The organism is Gordonia sp. UCD-TK1 (assembly GCF_001691435.1).
In the GTDB taxonomy this organism is placed as follows: domain Bacteria; phylum Actinomycetota; class Actinomycetes; order Mycobacteriales; family Mycobacteriaceae; genus Gordonia; species Gordonia hongkongensis.
On sequence record NZ_LZMP01000001.1, the window covers coordinates 210,563 to 226,660 of the forward strand.

Annotated in this window: 16 protein-coding genes, 2 tRNA genes and 1 pseudogene; 7 read left to right on the forward strand and 12 right to left on the reverse strand. The window is 68.3% G+C overall.

Annotated elements, in window-relative coordinates:
* From A9310_RS00980 to A9310_RS00995, 4 genes are all read right to left on the reverse strand, one after another.
* The gene (locus tag A9310_RS00980; protein ID WP_058250292.1) at window positions 1-696 is read right to left on the reverse strand and encodes an ATP-dependent Clp protease proteolytic subunit; all 696 of its coding nucleotides are present in this window, start codon (window positions 694-696) and stop codon (window positions 1-3) included.
* A 64-nt stretch (window positions 697-760) separates the two neighbouring features.
* On the reverse strand, window positions 761-1,360 hold the full coding sequence (locus A9310_RS00985) for an ATP-dependent Clp protease proteolytic subunit (RefSeq protein ID WP_078113597.1): 600 nt from the start codon (window positions 1,358-1,360) through the stop codon (window positions 761-763).
* 277 nt (window positions 1,361-1,637) lie between these two features.
* The gene (gene tig / locus A9310_RS00990) at window positions 1,638-3,005 is read right to left on the reverse strand and encodes a trigger factor (RefSeq protein ID WP_065629011.1); all 1,368 of its coding nucleotides are present in this window, start codon (window positions 3,003-3,005) and stop codon (window positions 1,638-1,640) included.
* An 88-nt stretch (window positions 3,006-3,093) separates the two neighbouring features.
* A tRNA-Pro gene (locus A9310_RS00995) sits at window positions 3,094-3,167 on the reverse strand.
* Window positions 3,168-3,400: 233 nt separating this feature from the next.
* Here A9310_RS00995 and A9310_RS01000 point away from each other — a divergent pair.
* A tRNA-Gly gene (locus tag A9310_RS01000) sits at window positions 3,401-3,474 on the forward strand.
* Between the two features lie 57 nt (window positions 3,475-3,531).
* Here the strand turns inward: A9310_RS01000 and A9310_RS25800 are convergent.
* Window positions 3,532-3,702, reverse strand: a complete 171-nt coding sequence (locus A9310_RS25800) for a hypothetical protein (protein ID WP_175401035.1) — start codon at window positions 3,700-3,702, stop codon at window positions 3,532-3,534.
* Window positions 3,703-3,841: 139 nt separating this feature from the next.
* On the opposite strand from A9310_RS25800, the gene A9310_RS26530 reads away from it, so the two are divergent.
* Both A9310_RS26530 and A9310_RS01010 read left to right on the forward strand, forming a co-directional pair.
* Window positions 3,842-4,027: a hypothetical protein gene (locus A9310_RS26530; protein ID WP_058250048.1), complete on the forward strand. Its 186-nt coding sequence runs from the start codon at window positions 3,842-3,844 to the stop codon at window positions 4,025-4,027.
* Between the two features lie 307 nt (window positions 4,028-4,334).
* Window positions 4,335-5,033 carry a L,D-transpeptidase gene (locus A9310_RS01010; RefSeq protein WP_065629088.1) on the forward strand — a complete coding sequence of 233 codons (699 nt, stop codon included), beginning with the start codon at window positions 4,335-4,337 and terminating at the stop codon, window positions 5,031-5,033.
* 30 nt (window positions 5,034-5,063) lie between these two features.
* Here A9310_RS01010 and A9310_RS01015 read toward each other — a convergent pair whose 3' ends face one another.
* From A9310_RS01015 to A9310_RS01030, 4 genes are all read right to left on the reverse strand, one after another.
* Window positions 5,064-6,017, reverse strand: coding sequence for a PE-PPE domain-containing protein (locus A9310_RS01015; RefSeq protein WP_065629012.1), 954 nt, complete (start codon window positions 6,015-6,017; stop codon window positions 5,064-5,066).
* A 108-nt stretch (window positions 6,018-6,125) separates the two neighbouring features.
* A complete protein-coding gene (locus A9310_RS01020; RefSeq protein WP_078113594.1) occupies window positions 6,126-6,563 on the reverse strand; it encodes a homocitrate synthase in 438 nt (145 codons plus the stop codon).
* Between the two features lie 102 nt (window positions 6,564-6,665).
* Window positions 6,666-7,469: an Fpg/Nei family DNA glycosylase gene (locus A9310_RS01025; RefSeq protein WP_065629013.1), complete on the reverse strand. Its 804-nt coding sequence runs from the start codon at window positions 7,467-7,469 to the stop codon at window positions 6,666-6,668.
* Window positions 7,470-7,484: 15 nt separating this feature from the next.
* Window positions 7,485-7,967, reverse strand: a complete 483-nt coding sequence (locus A9310_RS01030) for a ribose-5-phosphate isomerase (RefSeq protein WP_058250044.1) — start codon at window positions 7,965-7,967, stop codon at window positions 7,485-7,487.
* Between the two features lie 22 nt (window positions 7,968-7,989).
* Between A9310_RS01030 and A9310_RS01035 the strand changes: the two genes are divergently transcribed.
* On the forward strand, window positions 7,990-9,036 hold the full coding sequence (locus tag A9310_RS01035) for a M48 family metallopeptidase (protein WP_065629014.1): 1,047 nt from the start codon (window positions 7,990-7,992) through the stop codon (window positions 9,034-9,036).
* Between the two features lie 33 nt (window positions 9,037-9,069).
* On the opposite strand, the gene A9310_RS01040 is transcribed toward A9310_RS01035, so the two are convergent.
* Window positions 9,070-9,690 carry a DsbA family protein gene (locus tag A9310_RS01040; RefSeq protein WP_065629015.1) on the reverse strand — a complete coding sequence of 207 codons (621 nt, stop codon included), beginning with the start codon at window positions 9,688-9,690 and terminating at the stop codon, window positions 9,070-9,072.
* 194 nt (window positions 9,691-9,884) lie between these two features.
* On the opposite strand from A9310_RS01040, the gene A9310_RS26535 reads away from it, so the two are divergent.
* The 3 genes from A9310_RS26535 (at window position 9,885) to pepN (ending at window position 13,773) form a co-directional block, all read left to right on the forward strand.
* Window positions 9,885-10,085: a TetR family transcriptional regulator gene (locus tag A9310_RS26535; protein ID WP_368072709.1), complete on the forward strand. Its 201-nt coding sequence runs from the start codon at window positions 9,885-9,887 to the stop codon at window positions 10,083-10,085.
* 72 nt (window positions 10,086-10,157) lie between these two features.
* The gene (locus A9310_RS01045; protein ID WP_368072710.1) at window positions 10,158-11,150 is read left to right on the forward strand and encodes a TetR/AcrR family transcriptional regulator; all 993 of its coding nucleotides are present in this window, start codon (window positions 10,158-10,160) and stop codon (window positions 11,148-11,150) included.
* Window positions 11,151-11,169: 19 nt separating this feature from the next.
* The gene (gene pepN / locus A9310_RS01050; RefSeq protein ID WP_065629090.1) at window positions 11,170-13,773 is read left to right on the forward strand and encodes an aminopeptidase N; all 2,604 of its coding nucleotides are present in this window, start codon (window positions 11,170-11,172) and stop codon (window positions 13,771-13,773) included.
* 19 nt (window positions 13,774-13,792) lie between these two features.
* Here the strand turns inward: pepN and A9310_RS01055 are convergent.
* Together A9310_RS01055 and A9310_RS01060 are read right to left on the reverse strand one after the other, a co-directional pair.
* Window positions 13,793-14,472 (reverse strand): annotated as a pseudogene (locus tag A9310_RS01055) (response regulator).
* Window positions 14,469-16,028, reverse strand: coding sequence for an ATP-binding protein (locus A9310_RS01060; RefSeq protein WP_065629016.1), 1,560 nt, complete (start codon window positions 16,026-16,028; stop codon window positions 14,469-14,471). The pseudogene A9310_RS01055 and the gene A9310_RS01060 overlap by 4 nt, the downstream one beginning before the upstream one ends.
* Between the last annotated feature and the right edge of the window lie 70 nt (window positions 16,029-16,098).

Below are 16,098 nucleotides of genomic sequence, written 5' to 3' on the forward strand. Positions count from 1 at the left end.
CTACTTCTTCATCGACTTCTTGCGGTACTCGAAGACCTCGTCGACGATGCCGTACTCCTTGGCCGCGGCCGCGGTCAGGATGTTGTCGCGGTCGGTGTCCTTGCGGATCTTCTCCTTGTCCTGACCGGTGTGGCTGGCCAGGATCTCGTCGAGGCGATCGCGGATGCGCTCGATCTCGGCGGCCTGGATCTCGAGGTCGGAGACCTGACCCTGGTAGGCGCCGCCGGTGCGCGGCTGGTGGATCAGGACCGTGGCGTTCGGCAACGCCGCACGCTTGCCCGGGGTTCCGCCGGCGAGAAGGATCGCCGCCGCCGAGGCCGCCTCACCGAGGCAGACGGTCACGATGTCACAGTGCACGTACTGCATCGTGTCGTAGATGGCGAGCATGTCGGGCACGCTGCCACCGGGCGAGTTGATGTACATGGTGATGTCGCGGTCGGGGTCCTGCGATTCGAGGACGAGCAGCTGCGCCATGACGTCGTTGGACACGACCTGGTCGATCGGCGTGCCGACGAACACGATCCGCTCTTCGAACAGCTTCGCGTACGGGTCGTACTGTCGCTGGCCGTTCGGGGTGTGCTCGATGAACGACGGCAGGATGTACCGCGCTTCGATGTTCTTCAGCGCCAGGGCCGACGCGGGGATGCCGGCGGCGACCTCGGCGGGCATGCCGTCGAAGGAAAGGGAGTTGGTCATCTGTTGCTCCATTGGGTAGAGGTGGCTCGGCGGTGGGTACGGGAGCGGTCGTCGGACCGGGGTCTCACCGACCCGGGCGCGCGATCACCTTGTCGACGAAGCCGTACTCCTTGGCCTCTTCCGCGGTGAACCACTTGTCGCGGTCGGCGTCGGCCTCGATCTTCTCGAGCGGCTGACCGCTGAACTCGGCGTTGAGCCGGTTCATCTCCTTCTTGGTGAGCGCGAATTGCTCTGCCTGGATGGCGATGTCGGCGGCGGTACCACCGATGCCGGCGGACGGCTGATGCATCATGATGCGCGCGTGCGGCAGTGCATGTCGCTTGCCCTTGGCGCCGGCGGCGAGCAGGAACTGGCCCATCGACGCCGCCATACCCATCGCGTAGGTCGCGACGTCGCATTCTGCGAGCTGCATGGTGTCGAAGATCGCCATTCCGGCGGTCACCGATCCACCGGGCGAATTGATGTAGAGGTGGATGTCCTTCTGCGGGTCCTCGGCCGAGAGCAGCAGGATCTGCGCGCACAGCCGGTTCGCGATGTCGTCGTCGACCTGGGTGCCCAGGAAGATGATGCGCTCGCGCAGCAGACGCTCGAACACCGAATCGGTCAGGTTCAACCCAGCCACACCCGAACTCATCGTGGGTGTGTGGATGGTCGGCTCACTCACGGGTTCCTACCTTTGCCTTGTTGTCATGACCTGCGCGTCACCCGCGGGTGACGCGCACGCACATCGAATGCTTCTCTGATGACGTCCTCACCGACACTAACCAATCGACACCCGCGGACACTCCCGAGGACACGCCTCTTCGCTGAGAGCAGAACGGCCTTCGGCACCGTGAACGGCCCGTGTGTGATGGTGGACCGACGGCGATCGCCGGCCCTCGTACTTCGAGGACCGGCGATCGCGGAGAAAAGTGCGGCTGTGCTGGACCGCGGGAGCCCGATCAGTTGTCGGAGTCGGACTCGTCCGCAGCGGACTCGTCGGCGTCGTCGTTGCCGCCGAAGTACTCGGCGGTGTCGACGGTGGCGCCCTTGGTGTCGGTGACGGTCACGTCGCCGACGATGCTCGCCAGCGACTTGCCGCGCCGGACGTCGGCGTAGACGGCGCCGACCTGGTTGGCCTGCGTCAGCTGCTGGATGAACTCCTGCGGCTGCATGCCGTAGCGCTGGGCGGTGAAGATGATCTGCTGGGTCAGCTCGTCCTGGCTGACCTCGGTGTCCTGCTGATCGGCGATCGCGTCGAGCAGCAGCTGCTGCTTGACCGACTTCTCCGCCTCAGCACGGGACTCGGCATCCCACTCCTCGCGGGTCTTACCCTGCGCCTCGAGGAATTTGGCGACCTGCTCGTCGTCGTGTCCGAGCGCGTGGATGACCTGGTGCTGCTGACCCTCGACCTCTTCGTCGACGACCTTCTCCGGCAGCGGGATCTCGACGGTCTCGAGGAGCTTGTCGAGCACCGCGTCGCGGATCTTGTTGGCCTGCTCCAGCTTCGCGGACTGCTCGACCCGCTCGKCGAGGCTGGCGCGCAGCTCCTCGACGGTGTCGAACTCGCTGGCCATCTGGGCGAACTCATCGTCGACCTCGGGCAGCTCGCGCTCCTTGACCGACTGCACGGTCACCTTCACGAGGGCCTCCTCGCCCGCGTGATCGCCGGCGACGAGCTTGGTCGTGAACTCTTTGTCCTCGCCGGCCTTCAGGCCGATGAGCGCCTCGTCGAGTCCGTCGATGAGCTGGCCGGAGCCGACCTCATGGGACAGCCCCTCCGTGGTGGCCTCCTCGACGGCCTCGGCGTCGACGGTCGCGGCCAGGTCGATCGACACGAAGTCGCCGTTCTCCACGCCGCGCTCGACGCCCTTGAGGGTGCCGAAGCGGGCGCGCAGGCCTTCGAGCTGCTCGTCGACCGCCGCCTCGTCGACCTCGATCGCGTCGACCTCGACCGACAGGGTCGAGTAGTCGGGCAGGGTGATCTCGGGACGGACGTCGACCTCGGCCGTGAAGGTGACCGACTCGCCGTACTTCAGCTCGGACAGGTCGATCTCGGGCTGGCCGATGGCCTTGGTCTCGGTCTCGGCGACGGCCTCGGAGTACTTGGCCGGGATGGCGTCGTTCACGACCTGCGCGAGAATCGAATCGCGGCCGACACGGGCCTCGATCAGCTTCGCGGGCGCCTTGCCCGGACGGAATCCGGGGATCCGGATCTGCTGGGCCAACGACCGGTAGGCCCGGTCGAAGTCTGCCGACAGCTCCTCGAACGGGACCTCGACGTTGAGCTTGACCCGGGTCGGGGTGAGTTGCTCGACAGTGCTCTTCACGCCTGAATACTCCTTATATCTACGGTGGTGGAAGTTCGGTCGTTCGCGGGCCGTGCACCGGGTGACCGGTCGGGCCACATCGATCAAGTCGGGATGACAGGATTTGAACCTGCGACCCTCCGCTCCCAAAGCGGATGCGCTACCAAGCTGCGCCACATCCCGGGGTCCGAACACGCGAGGGAACCCCGGAGGGCGACCGCGCATCAGGGCCAACAAGAGATAGTACGTGCCACCGCGGCCGGGCCCGCGCACGGGTGCCGCGGCGACGCCGGAACCGATGGTCGTCCGTCGGATGCCACCTCGTCGCATCCACCCCGATTTCGGTTCCGGCGCCGCTGCCGGTACAGTCACTCATCGCACGCGACGCCGGGATCTCGACGGTCACCGCGAGCAACGCGGGTGTAGCTCAATGGTAGAGCCCTAGTCTTCCAAACTAGCTACGCGGGTTCGATTCCCGTCACCCGCTCCACCGGCTCGGAGACACTATCTCCGAGCCTTTTTCGTCGGTCCGGGCTACTCCGTGCGCCTAGTTGGGCGGCTCCGGCGGCTTGTTCCACGGCAACGGCAGGGGCGCGTACTCGTAGACGATCTCGGGAGTCGCCTCCTCCTCCGGGTGCCCGGGTGCCGACGAATCGCCGGGGCCGGTCGAGACGATCGGTGGTGGGCAGGGCGCGAACTGGCCTGGCGTTTCCCTCACGTTCCTCCGCTGTCTGCGAACCACATGCGATTCGGGTCGGCGATGTCACAGATCCCCGCCCAAGTCACCCAACCGGACCACATCCCGCCGGTCCGGACTCGTCCTGTGATCCACGCCACACCTGGCGTACCGTTGACCCATGTCCTCCAGCCACACGAAAACCCAACGCCGGTGCGGATCCTGCGGCGCACCCCTGTACGTCCGCCGAGACGTGACCGAGTCCGAGGCCGGCATCGGTCGCGTCGACGTGATGCTCGTCTGCCGGGACGAGGCGTGTTCGCAACCTGCGCAACACCTTCGCACCGAACATCCACAACCCGCCTGAGCGGGAACACGGCGCCCCGAACGAGCAGTCCCCAGTGGGACAAACGATCCTGTTGCATACGAGGGTCCAGCGGCCACAATGAGTCCACGCCGGAACCCGCTGCGTATGCGCGACCTCGAATGTGACGACCGTCACACGCGGTGTCGACAACGGCGCTACCTTGGGTTTTGCCACGTCGTACTGAGGGTTCGCGATGGCGGCGTCATTCGGCGTGACCCGCTCCTTGGACCCAAGGCAACGGTTGTGTAACGATGGTTCCGCGCTCAGGCCGATGCGCGAACGAACCATCGAACCGAAGGTACGACCTGTGTTGAACTCTCACCTGCCGACCCCGCGCGCCTCGCGCCGCCGTTCGGCTCGACGACTCGCGGCTGTCGTCTTCGGCGTCCTGGCCATGACCCTCGCACTTCCCGGCGTCGCCAACGCCGTCCCGGTCACCGTGATCCCCGGCCTGCCGCCGGTCGAGATCCCCGCGGTCCCCGGTCTGCCGACCCCGCCGGCGCCGACCACCCCCGAAGCTCCGCAGCCGCCGCCGTCGACGACCGAGGAGAAGCCGGCCGGGCCGGTCATCCCGAACGTCAAGACCGAGACCGGTTACATCGCCCTGGCCGACGACAACACCCACACCATCACCTGGTGGCACAACGGCAAGGTCGTCCGGACGATGCCGATCTCGATGGGTTCGGACAAGAACCCCACCTCGAACGGCGTGTACTACACCAAGGAGAAGTACCGCGACATGTACATGGACTCGTCCACGTACGGCGTCCCGGTCGACTCCGCCGAGGGCTACCGCACCTACGTCGAGTACGCGACCCGGATGTCGTGGGACGGCATCTTCATCCACGGCGCCCCCTGGTCGGTCAATCAGCAGGGTCGCAGCAACGTGAGCCACGGCTGCATCAACGTCACCAACGATCACGCCAAGTGGGTCTACGACAACGTTCCCCGCAACACCCCGATCGTGGTGCGCAACACCATCGGTGGGAAGTATCAGAACACCTAGTCTCGAGCAGACTACGAGGGCCGGTCACCGTCAGGTGACCGGCCCTCTGTCGTGTGACCAGGTGGCGGCCTGGTCGGCGAACGTCGCCTGGACCTGAAGCCACTGGGCGATGACCTGACAACCGGTGGACGCCGGATCGGTGACCGAGGTCCGCCGATAGGGGTCGCTCCGATACGACGTGTGCCGGCCACCCACGGCGTTGGTCAGCCACACACCACCCACCCGGATGCGCGACGGGAGGTAGCACCTGACCTCACGCCACGCCGCCAGCATCCGCCCGGGGTCGCGCCGCCACTGCGCCGGCCGGACCGACGTCCGCCGTGCGTTCTGCAAGTCGTTGGCGCGCAACACATCCCACGCACTCCTCCCCCATCGGCCGAGCCCGGCCAGCGTCATAGAGCCGGTGAGGTCGGCGACGTCGCGGACAAGCGAGTCCGCGTCGGCGTTGCAGATCACGTCCTGGGACGCGCCCACCCAGTACACGGGCAGCCCGGTCGGCAGATCCGCTCCCGGGCCGGCGACTCCCCACCCGTCGCAACCGGGCACCACGCCCGGCGGCTGGTGCGGGTCGGCGACCAGCCCGACACCGAGTACCCGGTCCAGGTCGGATGCAGTCTCGGCGTCCCCGGTCGCCAGATCGGCGACCGCGGATCGGATGACCACGGCCCCCTGCGAGTAACCCACCAGCGCGACCGGTCCTGCCGTGGCGCGGATGGCCGCCCGCAGTCGGCCCGCACCGATCCCGACGCTCTCGACGAAACTCATCCCGCCCGGACGCGGGGCGGGACCATAGCTCGCGGGGTATCCGATCCACCGACAGTCGAAGCGGTCATCGAGTTCGTCGGCCACTCCGGTGAGGAGCCCGGACACCTCGGCCCGTGGGTCACCGGGGTACGACTCCCCCGTCCCGCCGACCACGAAGACGGTGATCGTCGGCGTCCTGCCGGGCCGGGGCCGGGTTCTGACATGCTGCACCTCACCCATGGTGGGTCCCGGACGTATGAACCGCCCGCAGGAGCGCTGAGGGCTCCCTGAGATTCCCACCTCGACCGTGTCATGGCGCCGCGGCCCGCACCTCGCAGCCGTGACCGATCAGGATGCTTGCGCCGGTGGCGGTTTGGCTACGTAGTCGGCGGTCTCGATGATCGCCACGAAGAAACCGCTGCCCTCGATCACGTTGGCGCTGTGCACCAGGCCGGCCGGTATGTAGATGCTCGCGGGCGCCTCGACCTCATAGACCTCGTCCCCGAGCGTGATCTCGTAGACCAGACGGTCGAGCGACAGCAGGATGTTGATCTCCGGGCAGTCGTGCACGTGCGGCTCGCAGTAGTCACGTGAAGCCGCCGAGACGGCCCGCATCTCATGTGCCACGACGCGCTTCTCCGCCTCCGGGAAAAGGTCCCCACCGGCCAGCACACGACGGGTGATCGGCGCGTCGGCCGCGCCGTGGAAAGGTACGTCTCGGAGTGGGGACACCTCGCCCCGCGAGATCAGTCCGGCATGAGACCGGATGCTTTCGCTGATTGTCACACTGCCCCTCTTGTCTCCCCGACCGTTCGCATGAGTAAGAACCTCACGGCTCCGCACATGCTACTAAGGTTCGGCTATCCACACCGACCGGGCAGTAACCTGTCAGGTCTGGCAGACGGGGCACCAATACAGTTTTCGGGCCTCCAGATCGGCGATCAGGACGGGTGTCCCGCAGATCCGGCATGGCTCGCCCGCCCGCCGGTACACGTAGGTCCGCGGACGGTTCGGGGCGTAGGACGGCGCCCCGGAATCGTCTTCGGGCCGGATCACGTGAATGCGTCCACGACGCACGCCGATCTTCATGAGAGTCACCAGGTCGGACCACAGAGCGTCGAATTCGTCTCGGAGAACATGCTTTCCGGGCCTCATCGGATCGATGCCGGCGCGGAAGAGGATCTCGGCGCGATACACGTTGCCGATCCCGGCGATGACTTTCTGGTCCATCAGCAGGGCGCCGACGGGCCGCGCGGACCGCGAGATCGCCGACCATGCCCGGCCGGGATCGGCGTCGCGTCTCAGCGGATCCGGACCGAGTCGGGCGACCAACGCCTCGAGATCGGCGGGGTGGTAGATCTCACACGCCGTCGGACCCCGAAGGTCCGTTCCGGCGGTCTCGGTCTCGATGCGGAGTCGAACCTGCCCGACCGGTTCCGGCACGGGCACCGCGAGTTCGGTGAACGAGCCGTACAGCCCGAGGTGGATGTGCACCATTCGTTCGGCACGCCCGTCCCGGTAACGATGGACGAGATGCTTGCCCCAGGCCTCGGCCGCGTGGAAGGTGAGTCCGTCCACCATCGCCGCACCGTCGGCGAAGCGACCCTGCGGGCTGCTGACGCGAACCCGCTGCCCGCCGAACAGTCGCTGCTGCCGGCGGGCCAGTCGATGGAGAGTGTGGCCCTCGGGCACGGACTCGGCCGAGACCTACTGGGCCGGGGCCCCCGGCACCTCAGGAGCCTCGCCGGTGCGCTCGTACTCCGCGAGGATGTCGATGCGCCGCTGGTGCCGCGCCTCTTCCGACCACGGGGTGGCCAGGAACGCGTCGACGATGGCCAGCGCCTCGGCGGTGCTGTGCATCCGGCCGCCGATGCCGATGAGCTGTGCGTTGTTGTGCTGCCGGGCGAGCTGGGCGGTCTCGACGCTCCAGGCGAGTGCGCAACGCGCGCCGGGGACCTTGTTCGCGGCGATCTGTTCGCCGTTGCCGCTGCCGCCGAGCACGATTCCCAGGCTGCCGGGGTCGGCGACGGTCTTGGCCGCGGCGGCGATGCAGAACGCCGGGTAGTCGTCGGCGGGGTCCATCTCGTGGGCACCGCAGTCCACGACCTCGTGGCCGGTGGCCTCGAGATGGTCTGCGATCTGGTTCTTGAGTTCGAATCCGGCATGGTCGGCACCGAGGTAGACACGCATGGCGTCACTATAGATTGAGGGCGTGGACACGCCCCTGCCCGTCCCCCGCGAGCCGGCCGCCGGCGCACCCGCCTCCGGGGCGCCGATCCCCAACGTGCCCGGTGTCGCCGACCCGCCACCACCCGCGCCCGCCGACCCCGGTCGCCGGTGGCTGCGCCCGGCGCACTACGCCGCGCGGCCGCGGCTGCACCCCTGGGAGATCCCCACCCTCGTGCTGGTGATCCTCGCGACGGTGCTCGGGTACGCGGCGATCATCGTCCTCGTGGCGCTGGGCACCCTCGATCAACTCCTGTTGGGCGCGTTGCTGTTTCCGCTCCTGCTGTTCGTGATTCGCGGCCTGACCTATGCATCACCGCGGGTCAACGGCGTACAGATGACGCCGACCCAGTTCCCCGACGGACACCGGATGGTCGTCGAAGCCGCAGCCCGCTTCGGACTGGAGTACGTGCCGGATGCCTACGTCGTCCTCGGCAACGGCGCGATCAACGCATTCGCCTCCGGGCACGGGTTCCGGCGATTCGTCGTCGTGTACTCCGACCTGTTCGAGGTGGGCGGCGCCGCCCGGGACCCGCAGGCGCTCGAGTTCATCATCGGCCACGAGGTCGGGCACATCGCCGCCGGGCACACCTCGTACTGGCGACAGCTCTCGACGATCGTCGGCATGAACATCCCGGTGCTCGGCGCCGCCCTGTCCCGCGCGCAGGAGTACAGCGCGGACAACTACGGGTACTACGCCAGACCCGGTGGGGCGCCCGGGGCGATGGGGGTCCTGGCCGCCGGCAAGTACATGCTCTCGGCGGTGGACTTCGACCAGTTCGCCGACCGGGCGACCCACGAGCGCGGGTTCTTCACCTTCCTGACCAACGCGATGTCGTCGCATCCGGTGCTGACCTGGCGGGCAGCCGCGCTTCGCGACCGGACCCGCGCGGGGGCGATGCTGCTGCGTCCCAGCCAGATCGTCCGGGGCGTCGGGAGCGGAAACGTGGTGGCGGTGCCGCCGCCTCCCCATCCGGCGACGCTCGCGCCCGATGGACTGCCCAACGGCATCGACCCGCCACCACGCTTCTGACGTACGGAACCGCTGGCGCGCAACCGAACCCGATCAGTCGAACTGCGGATCCTCATTGCGCGTGCGCTTGAGCTCGAAGAAGTGGGGGTAGGACGCGAGTGCGCGCGCACCGTCCCACACCGTCCCGGCGTCCTCGCCACGCGGGATCCGCGACAACACGGGGCCGAAGAAGGCGACGTCGTTGACGTGGATGGTGGGCGTCCCGACATCGTCGCCCACCTTGTCCATTCCGGCGTGGTGGCTCTCGCGGATGACCTCGTCGAACTCGGTACCGTCGGCGGCCTCGGCGAGTGAGGCGTCGAGGCCGACCTCCTCGAGCGCGCCCGCGATGACCTCGTCGAAATCCTTGATGCCCTGGTTGTGGATGCGGGTCCCCATCGCCGTGTAGAGCGGCGCCAGGATCTCGTCACCCTTCTGCGCCGCGGCGGCGGCGATGACCCGGACCGGACGCCAGGCGTGCTTGAGGCCCTCGCGGTACTCCTCGGGGATGTCCTTGCCCTCGTTGAGGACGGCGAGGCTCATGATGTGGAAATTGACCTCGATCGGCCGGACCTTCTCGGCCTCGAGGATCCAGCGTGAGGTGATCCAGCACCACGGGCAGAGCGGGTCGAACCAGAAATCGACGCGATCGGTGGGCTGGGCCTGCTCTGACATGGAACATCCTCTCGAGAGTCGACAATGAGCACGGGCCGCCGACGATCGGCCGGTGGCGCCGTCGGACGGCTCAACACCCCGGCGGTTCGAACTGTTCCCGATGCGCGGAGCAGTCGCCGGCGCTGTGGATTCGCGGGGCCCGGTCCGGGCACGGTGTGAGATGGTGCAAGAACCGCCGAGGAAGAGGACCCGGGATGCCGTCGTCGCCACCGTCCGATCCGGACGAACCCGCCCGGGTGGTCGCGCGTCTCCGGCCGCTCGAACCCCGATCTCTCGGACAGCGCTCGGCACAGATCGTCCGGGCCGCCACAAGACTGTTCCAGGACGCGGGATTCCGAAACGTCAGCATCGAGCAGATCGGCGCCGCGGTCGGTCTCACCGGGCCGGCGGTGTAGCGACATTTCCCCGGCAAACACGACATCCTCTCGCAAGCGCTGACGACGCAGGTTGAGCTCGTCGCGACACTCATGGCCGACGCCGAGGAGCACGGCCGCTCGCCGGTCGAGCAGCTCGCACTTCTGCTCGACGGGCTCGGTGACCTCACTGCACATCGGGACGTGTCGACGCTGTGGCGTCGCGAGCAACGCCATCTGCAGCCGGCCGAACTCGATGTGATGAGAAGCTATTTCGGCCAGCTGAGCGAACACTTCGCCTCGCTCATCGCCGCGGCGCGTCCCGACGTCGCGCCGTCGGAGGCGGCGATGCTGGGTGCCGCTGCACTCAGCGTGTACTCCAACACCTCCGAGATGCGGGGCTCGTTGTCGCCCGCCCGCCTCATGGAGGTCCAGCGCGCCGTGGCGGACTCCATCCTCGCGTGCCGGCTGCCGGGGCCACCGGAGCCGGACCCCGATGCCGAGCGCGCGCCCGCGCACCGTCGCCCCGCCTCCCGTCGCGAGCGCATTCTCGACGCCGCCACCCAGTTGTTCTCCGAGCGGGGCTTCACCGACGTCCGCATCGACGAGATCGCCCGTACCGCCGATGTCTCGATCGCGACGCTCTATCAGGAGGTCTCCGGCAAATCCGATCTCCTGCGGGCGGTGCTGTGGCGCGGCGTGCAGGGCATCCTCTACGTCACCGCCCATGCGTTGAGCCGCGCCGGTTCCGACGATCCGCTCGACGTGCTCATCCGCGTCTTCGTCGAGTACTCACTCTACGTCCACGGCCGCATCATGCCCGTCTTCACGAGCGACCTCATGTATCTCCCGGACACCGAGCAGACGCAGCTCCGGAACGCGCAGATGGATTACCGGGCCGAATGGATCGACGCGATCCGGTCCCGGAACCCACTGCTGACCGCGGCCGACGCGAATGCGCTCGCCCAGGCGTTGTTCGGCTACACGTGCGAGATCATCGAGTCGCCGCAACTGCGGTCCCGGCCCGGGGTCGCCGCCGAACTCGAGACGATCGCACGGGCGATCCTGAACCCCGCCGGACTGCATGGAGCACCGCCGGAGTCGTGACCTGGATAAGCTGGCCTGCGTGACTGCTCCGAACCTCACCAGAGACCAGGCCCGCGACCGCGCAGCGATTCTCGACGTGTCGAACTACCAGATCGACCTCGACCTCACCGACGGTTCCGGCGCGCCCGGTACCGAGACCTTCCGCTCGACGACGACGGTGCGGTTCACCGCGACGGAGGGCGGCGAGACGTTCGTCGATCTCGTTGCACCCACCCTGATCTCGGCCACGCTCAACGGAGCCGACCTCGACGTCTCCGGTTTCGACGAATCGGTGGGTATCCCGTTGTCGGGCCTCGCCGCCGAGAACACGCTCACCGTCGTCGCCGACTGCGCGTACTCCAACACCGGCGAAGGTCTGCACCGGTTCGTCGACCAGTCCGACGACTCGGTGTACCTGTACTCACAGTTCGAGACGGCCGATGCCAAGCGGATGTTCGCCTGCTTCGATCAGCCCGATCTCAAGGCGACCTACACGGTGACCGTCACCGCTCCCGCGGACTGGAAGGTCATCTCCAACGCCGCGCACGCGGAGGCCCCTGGCTCGCCGAACGGCTCCACATCAGCTGTGGTGCACCGCTTCCGGGAAACGGTACCGATGAGCACCTATCTCGTCGCACTCATCGCCGGGCCGTATGCGGAGTGGACCGACGTCTACTCCGACGAGCACGGCGACATCCCGCTCGGCATCTACTGCCGCGCATCGCTCGCCGAGTACATGGACGCCGAGCGCCTCTTCACCGAGACCAAACAGGGCTTCGGCTTCTACCACCAGAACTTCGGGATCCCGTACGCCTTCGGCAAATACGACCAGCTGTTCGTCCCCGAGTTCAATGCCGGGGCGATGGAGAACGCCGGCGCCGTCACCTTCCTCGAGGACTACGTCTTCCGGTCCCGGGTGACCAAGTACCTCTACGAGCGTCGCGCCGAGACGGTCCTGCACGAGATGGCCCACATGTGGTTCGGCGACCTGGTCACCATGCAGTGGTGGGATGACCTGTGGCTCAACGAGTCGTTCGCGACCTTCGCGTCGGTGCTCTGCCAGTCCGAGGCGACCGAGTACACCAGCGCCTGGACGACGTTCGCCAACGTCGAGAAGTCCTGGGCCTACCGGCAGGACCAGCTGCCCTCGACCCATCCGGTCGCCGCGGACATCCCCGACATCGCGGCCGTCGAGGTCAACTTCGACGGCATCACCTACGCCAAGGGCGCATCGGTCCTCAAACAGCTGGTCGCGTACGTAGGTCTCGAAGACTTCCTCGCCGGGTTGCGCAGCTACTTCGCCGCACACCAGTTCGGCAACGCCACCTTCGCCGATCTCCTCGGCGCACTGGAGAAGTCGTCGGGGCGGGACCTGTCGGACTGGGGCGACCAGTGGTTGCGCACCACGGGCATCAACGTCATCCGGCCCGACTTCGAGGTCGACGACTCCGGCGCCTTCACGCGGTTCACCATCGTCCAGGACGGCGCCGCCCCGGGCGCCGGCGAGACCCGGGTACACCGACTGCGCGTCGGTGTCTACGCCGACAACGGATCCGGTGCCATCGAGCAGACTCACAGTGTGGAACTCGACATCGAGGGCGAGCGCACCGATGTCGCCGACCTCGTCGGTGTGCATCGTGGAGATCTGGTGCTGCTGAACGACGGTGACCTCACCTACGCTTCGGTCCGGCTCGATCCGGAGTCGCTGGCGACGGCGACCGCCCGGATCGGCGACATCAACGATCCGATGCCGCGCACCCTGGTCTGGTCGGCGGCGTGGGAGATGACCCGTCAGGCCGAGATGCGCGCCCGTGACTTCGTCGAACTCGTTCGGCAGGGCATCGCCGGGGAGTCGGAAATCGGTGTGGTGCAACGAGTTCTGCTACAGGCGACGACCGCCATCGAGTCCTACGCCGACCCGGAGTGGGCGGCCACCACGGGCCGTCCCGGATTCAGCTCGCGCATGCTCGAACTCGCCCGCGCGGCCGAGCCAGGTTCCGACCATCAGCTGGCGTTCGTCAACACCTGGCTCGGCGGCCGGATCAACGACGACCAGACCGAGGTGGCCCGGGCGCTGCTCGAGGGTGCTGATCCCGCCGACCACGGGCTCGAGGGTCTCGCCGTCGACACGGACCTGCGGTGGAAGCTGGTGACCGCGCTGGCCACCGCCGGGGCGATCGACACCGATCCGGAGTCGACCCCGGTCATCGACGCCGAGGCCGAGCGGGACAACACCGCCACCGGCACGCGTTCGGCGGCGCTGGCGCGGGCGGCGCGTCCGCTGGCAGAGGCCAAGGCGGACACCTGGACTCGCGCCATCGAGGACGACTCGTTGTCGAATGTGTACACCCGCACCATGATCGGCGGATTCGCCCGTCCCGGCCAGGGCGAACTCCTCGAGCCCTACGTGGAGATGTACTTCGAGGCGGTTCCGAAGGTGTGGGCACGCCGGTCGAGCGAGGTCGCGCAGACCGTCGTCATCGGCCTGTACCCGAGTTGGGCGATGTCGCAGCACGCCCTCGACCTCGCCGAGGACTTCCTGTCCGGGGACCACCCGTCCGCGCTGAAGCGGCTGATCTCCGAGGGCCGCGACGGCGTGGCCCGCTCGCTGCGGGCGCGCGCCCACGACGCGCAGGAGAGCTGAGCCCCGCGGACGCCGGGGGTCAGCGCCGTCGCCACCGGTAGCGCACCTGCGGGCGGCCCGCCGAGCCGTACTCGGTATCGCGTTCGAGTACGTGGTCGTCGGCGAGCCGCTCGAGGTAGCGCCATGCGGTGACCCGCGACGATCCGAGGGCGCGCGCCACTTCCGAGGCGGTCAGCCCGTCGGGGCTGTCACGGACCGCCCGGCTGACCGCGTCCTCGGTCTGCGGCGCCGCGCCCTTCTTCGCCGATCGACGGGTGTCGCTCGTGCGCAGCTCGGCGAGCGCCCGGTCGACGTCGCGCTGACTGACCGCGTCGGCGTCGCCGGTGAGGGCTTCGCGGTAGCGCAGGTACTGCTCGATCTTCTCCCGGAACGCGGCGAAGGTGAAGGGTTTCAGCAGGTAGAGCAGCACCCCGCGCGACATCGCGCTCCGGACGGTGGCGAGGTCGCGCTGGGCGGTGATCGCGATGACGTCGGGCGCCGGCGGACACCCGACAGCGCCGAGGCGAGGTCCACGCCACGTGCGTCGGGCAGACCCAGGTCGAGCAGCACCAGATCCACCGGTCCGGCGGTGGCCATCCGCAGCGCCTCCTGCGCGGTGGACACGGCACCGACGACCTCGAATCCGCCCAGCCGGACGAGATAATCGCGATGCGCCTCGGCGATCACGGGTTCGTCCTCGACGATCAGGACGCGGATCATCGTCCGCGCTCCCCCGCGTCGTCGCGCACGCGTACCGAGATGACCGAGCCGTAGGTGTTCTCGGCGCTCATCGTCCCGTGCCGACGGGCGACGACCTGGGCGACGAGGGCGAGACCGAGGCCGCGCCCGGCGGCGTCACCTCCGGGCTTCGTCGAGTAACCCCGAGTGGTCGCCAGTGCGAGCAGGTCGGCATCCATGCCGCTGCCGCTGTCGGCGACGACGATGTCGAGCACGCGGTCGTCCCCGACGACCGTCACCTCCACCCACGGGTCCGCGGGGTCGCAGGCGTCCAGGGCGTTGTCGATCAGGTTGCCCACGACCGTGATCATCTCACCGGGCGTGAGGAGCCCGGTGGCGGCGTCACTCACCTGCGATTCCTCGGTCAGGGACAGCGCAATCCCGCGTTCGGCCGCCTGCGCCGTCTTCCCCAGCAGGAGGGCGACAAGCGCGGGCTCGGCCACCGCCTGGGTCATCCGGTCGATGAGGTGCTGGGAGAGCTCGAACTCGGTCGTCGCCAGCCGGATCGCCTCGTCGGGCCGGCCCATCTCCACGAGGGCGACGATCGTGTGCAACCGGTTGGCGGCCTCGTGCGCCTGCGATCGGAGGGCCTCGGCGAACCGCGTCATCGAGTCGAGTTCGCCCATCGCCTCCGAGAGCTCGGTGCGGTCACGGATGGTGACCACCGACGAGGCGCGTCGGCCGGCCACCGGGGAACGACTCACCAGCAGCACCCGGCCGCGGTCGGCGTAGGTCACGTCCGTCTCCTCGTCACCGTCGGTGAGGAAGGCGGGCAGGTCCGCGGGGGCCGTGTCGGGTCCGATCTCGAGCAGGCGGTGCGCCTCGGAGTTGACGAGCGCCGGTCGTCCGTTTTCTACGACGACCAATCCCTCACGCACGGAGCGCAACACGGCATCGTGGTGGTCGTACATCAGCCGTAACTCGTCGGGCGCGAGTCCACCGGTCTGTCGCAGCAGTCGTCGCCGGATCCACCACACGCCGCCGACGGCGGTGAGCAGTGCCGCGAACGCGGCGAGGGCGATCATCGGCAGCTGGCCACGCCACGCCGACGTCAGCGAGCGCTGGGTGATCCCGGCGGCGACCATCCCCACCACCCGGCCGTCGGCATCACGGACGGGGACGATCGTCCGGATCGACGGGCCCAGCGTGCCGGTGTAGTTCTCGGTCACGGTCTGCCCGCGCAGTGCCGCGTCGATGCTCCCCAGATACGGCTCGCCGATTCGCGCAGGGTCGGTGTGGGTGTAGCGGGTCCGGTCGGGCGCCAGCACGGTGATGAACGCGATCCCGGTTGCCGCGCGCACCCGCTCGGTGACCGGCTGCAGCACCGCGCTGGGATCCGGAGATGTGAGGGCGGCGACGGTCGACGGCGACTCCGCCAGGCTGACGGCCACCGCTGTCACCTCGGCCCGGGCCGCGCGGTCCGCGTCGATGCGGGCGTCGACGGCCGCCAGAACGCTCTCGGCGACGACGACCACCGCGAAGACCGCCAATGCGAGCGCGGCGACCTGTCCGGCGAGCGTGCGCGGGTACCACCGCATCCCTGCCGACCTCGTTCCTGTCCGAAGTGAGGACTCCGGACGTGCTGAATATGAACGTAATGAACACAAT

What these genes read in the sequence shown, in the direction of transcription:
- A9310_RS26535 (WP_368072709.1), top strand. Translation starts at nt 9,885, where the DNA reads ATGCCGTCGTCGCCACCGTCCGATCCGGACGAACCCGCCCGGGTGGTC.
- A9310_RS01060 (WP_065629016.1), bottom strand. Translation starts at nt 16,028, where the DNA reads ATGCGGTGGTACCCGCGCACGCTCGCCGGACAGGTCGCCGCGCTCGCA.
- A9310_RS26530 (WP_058250048.1), top strand. Translation starts at nt 3,842, where the DNA reads ATGTCCTCCAGCCACACGAAAACCCAACGCCGGTGCGGATCCTGCGGC.
- A9310_RS01045 (WP_368072710.1), top strand. Translation starts at nt 10,158, where the DNA reads ATGGCCGACGCCGAGGAGCACGGCCGCTCGCCGGTCGAGCAGCTCGCA.
- A9310_RS01040 (WP_065629015.1), bottom strand. Translation starts at nt 9,690, where the DNA reads ATGTCAGAGCAGGCCCAGCCCACCGATCGCGTCGATTTCTGGTTCGAC.
- A9310_RS01030 (WP_058250044.1), bottom strand. Translation starts at nt 7,967, where the DNA reads ATGCGTGTCTACCTCGGTGCCGACCATGCCGGATTCGAACTCAAGAAC.
- A9310_RS00980 (WP_058250292.1), bottom strand. Translation starts at nt 696, where the DNA reads ATGACCAACTCCCTTTCCTTCGACGGCATGCCCGCCGAGGTCGCCGCC.
- A9310_RS01015 (WP_065629012.1), bottom strand. Translation starts at nt 6,017, where the DNA reads ATGGGTGAGGTGCAGCATGTCAGAACCCGGCCCCGGCCCGGCAGGACG.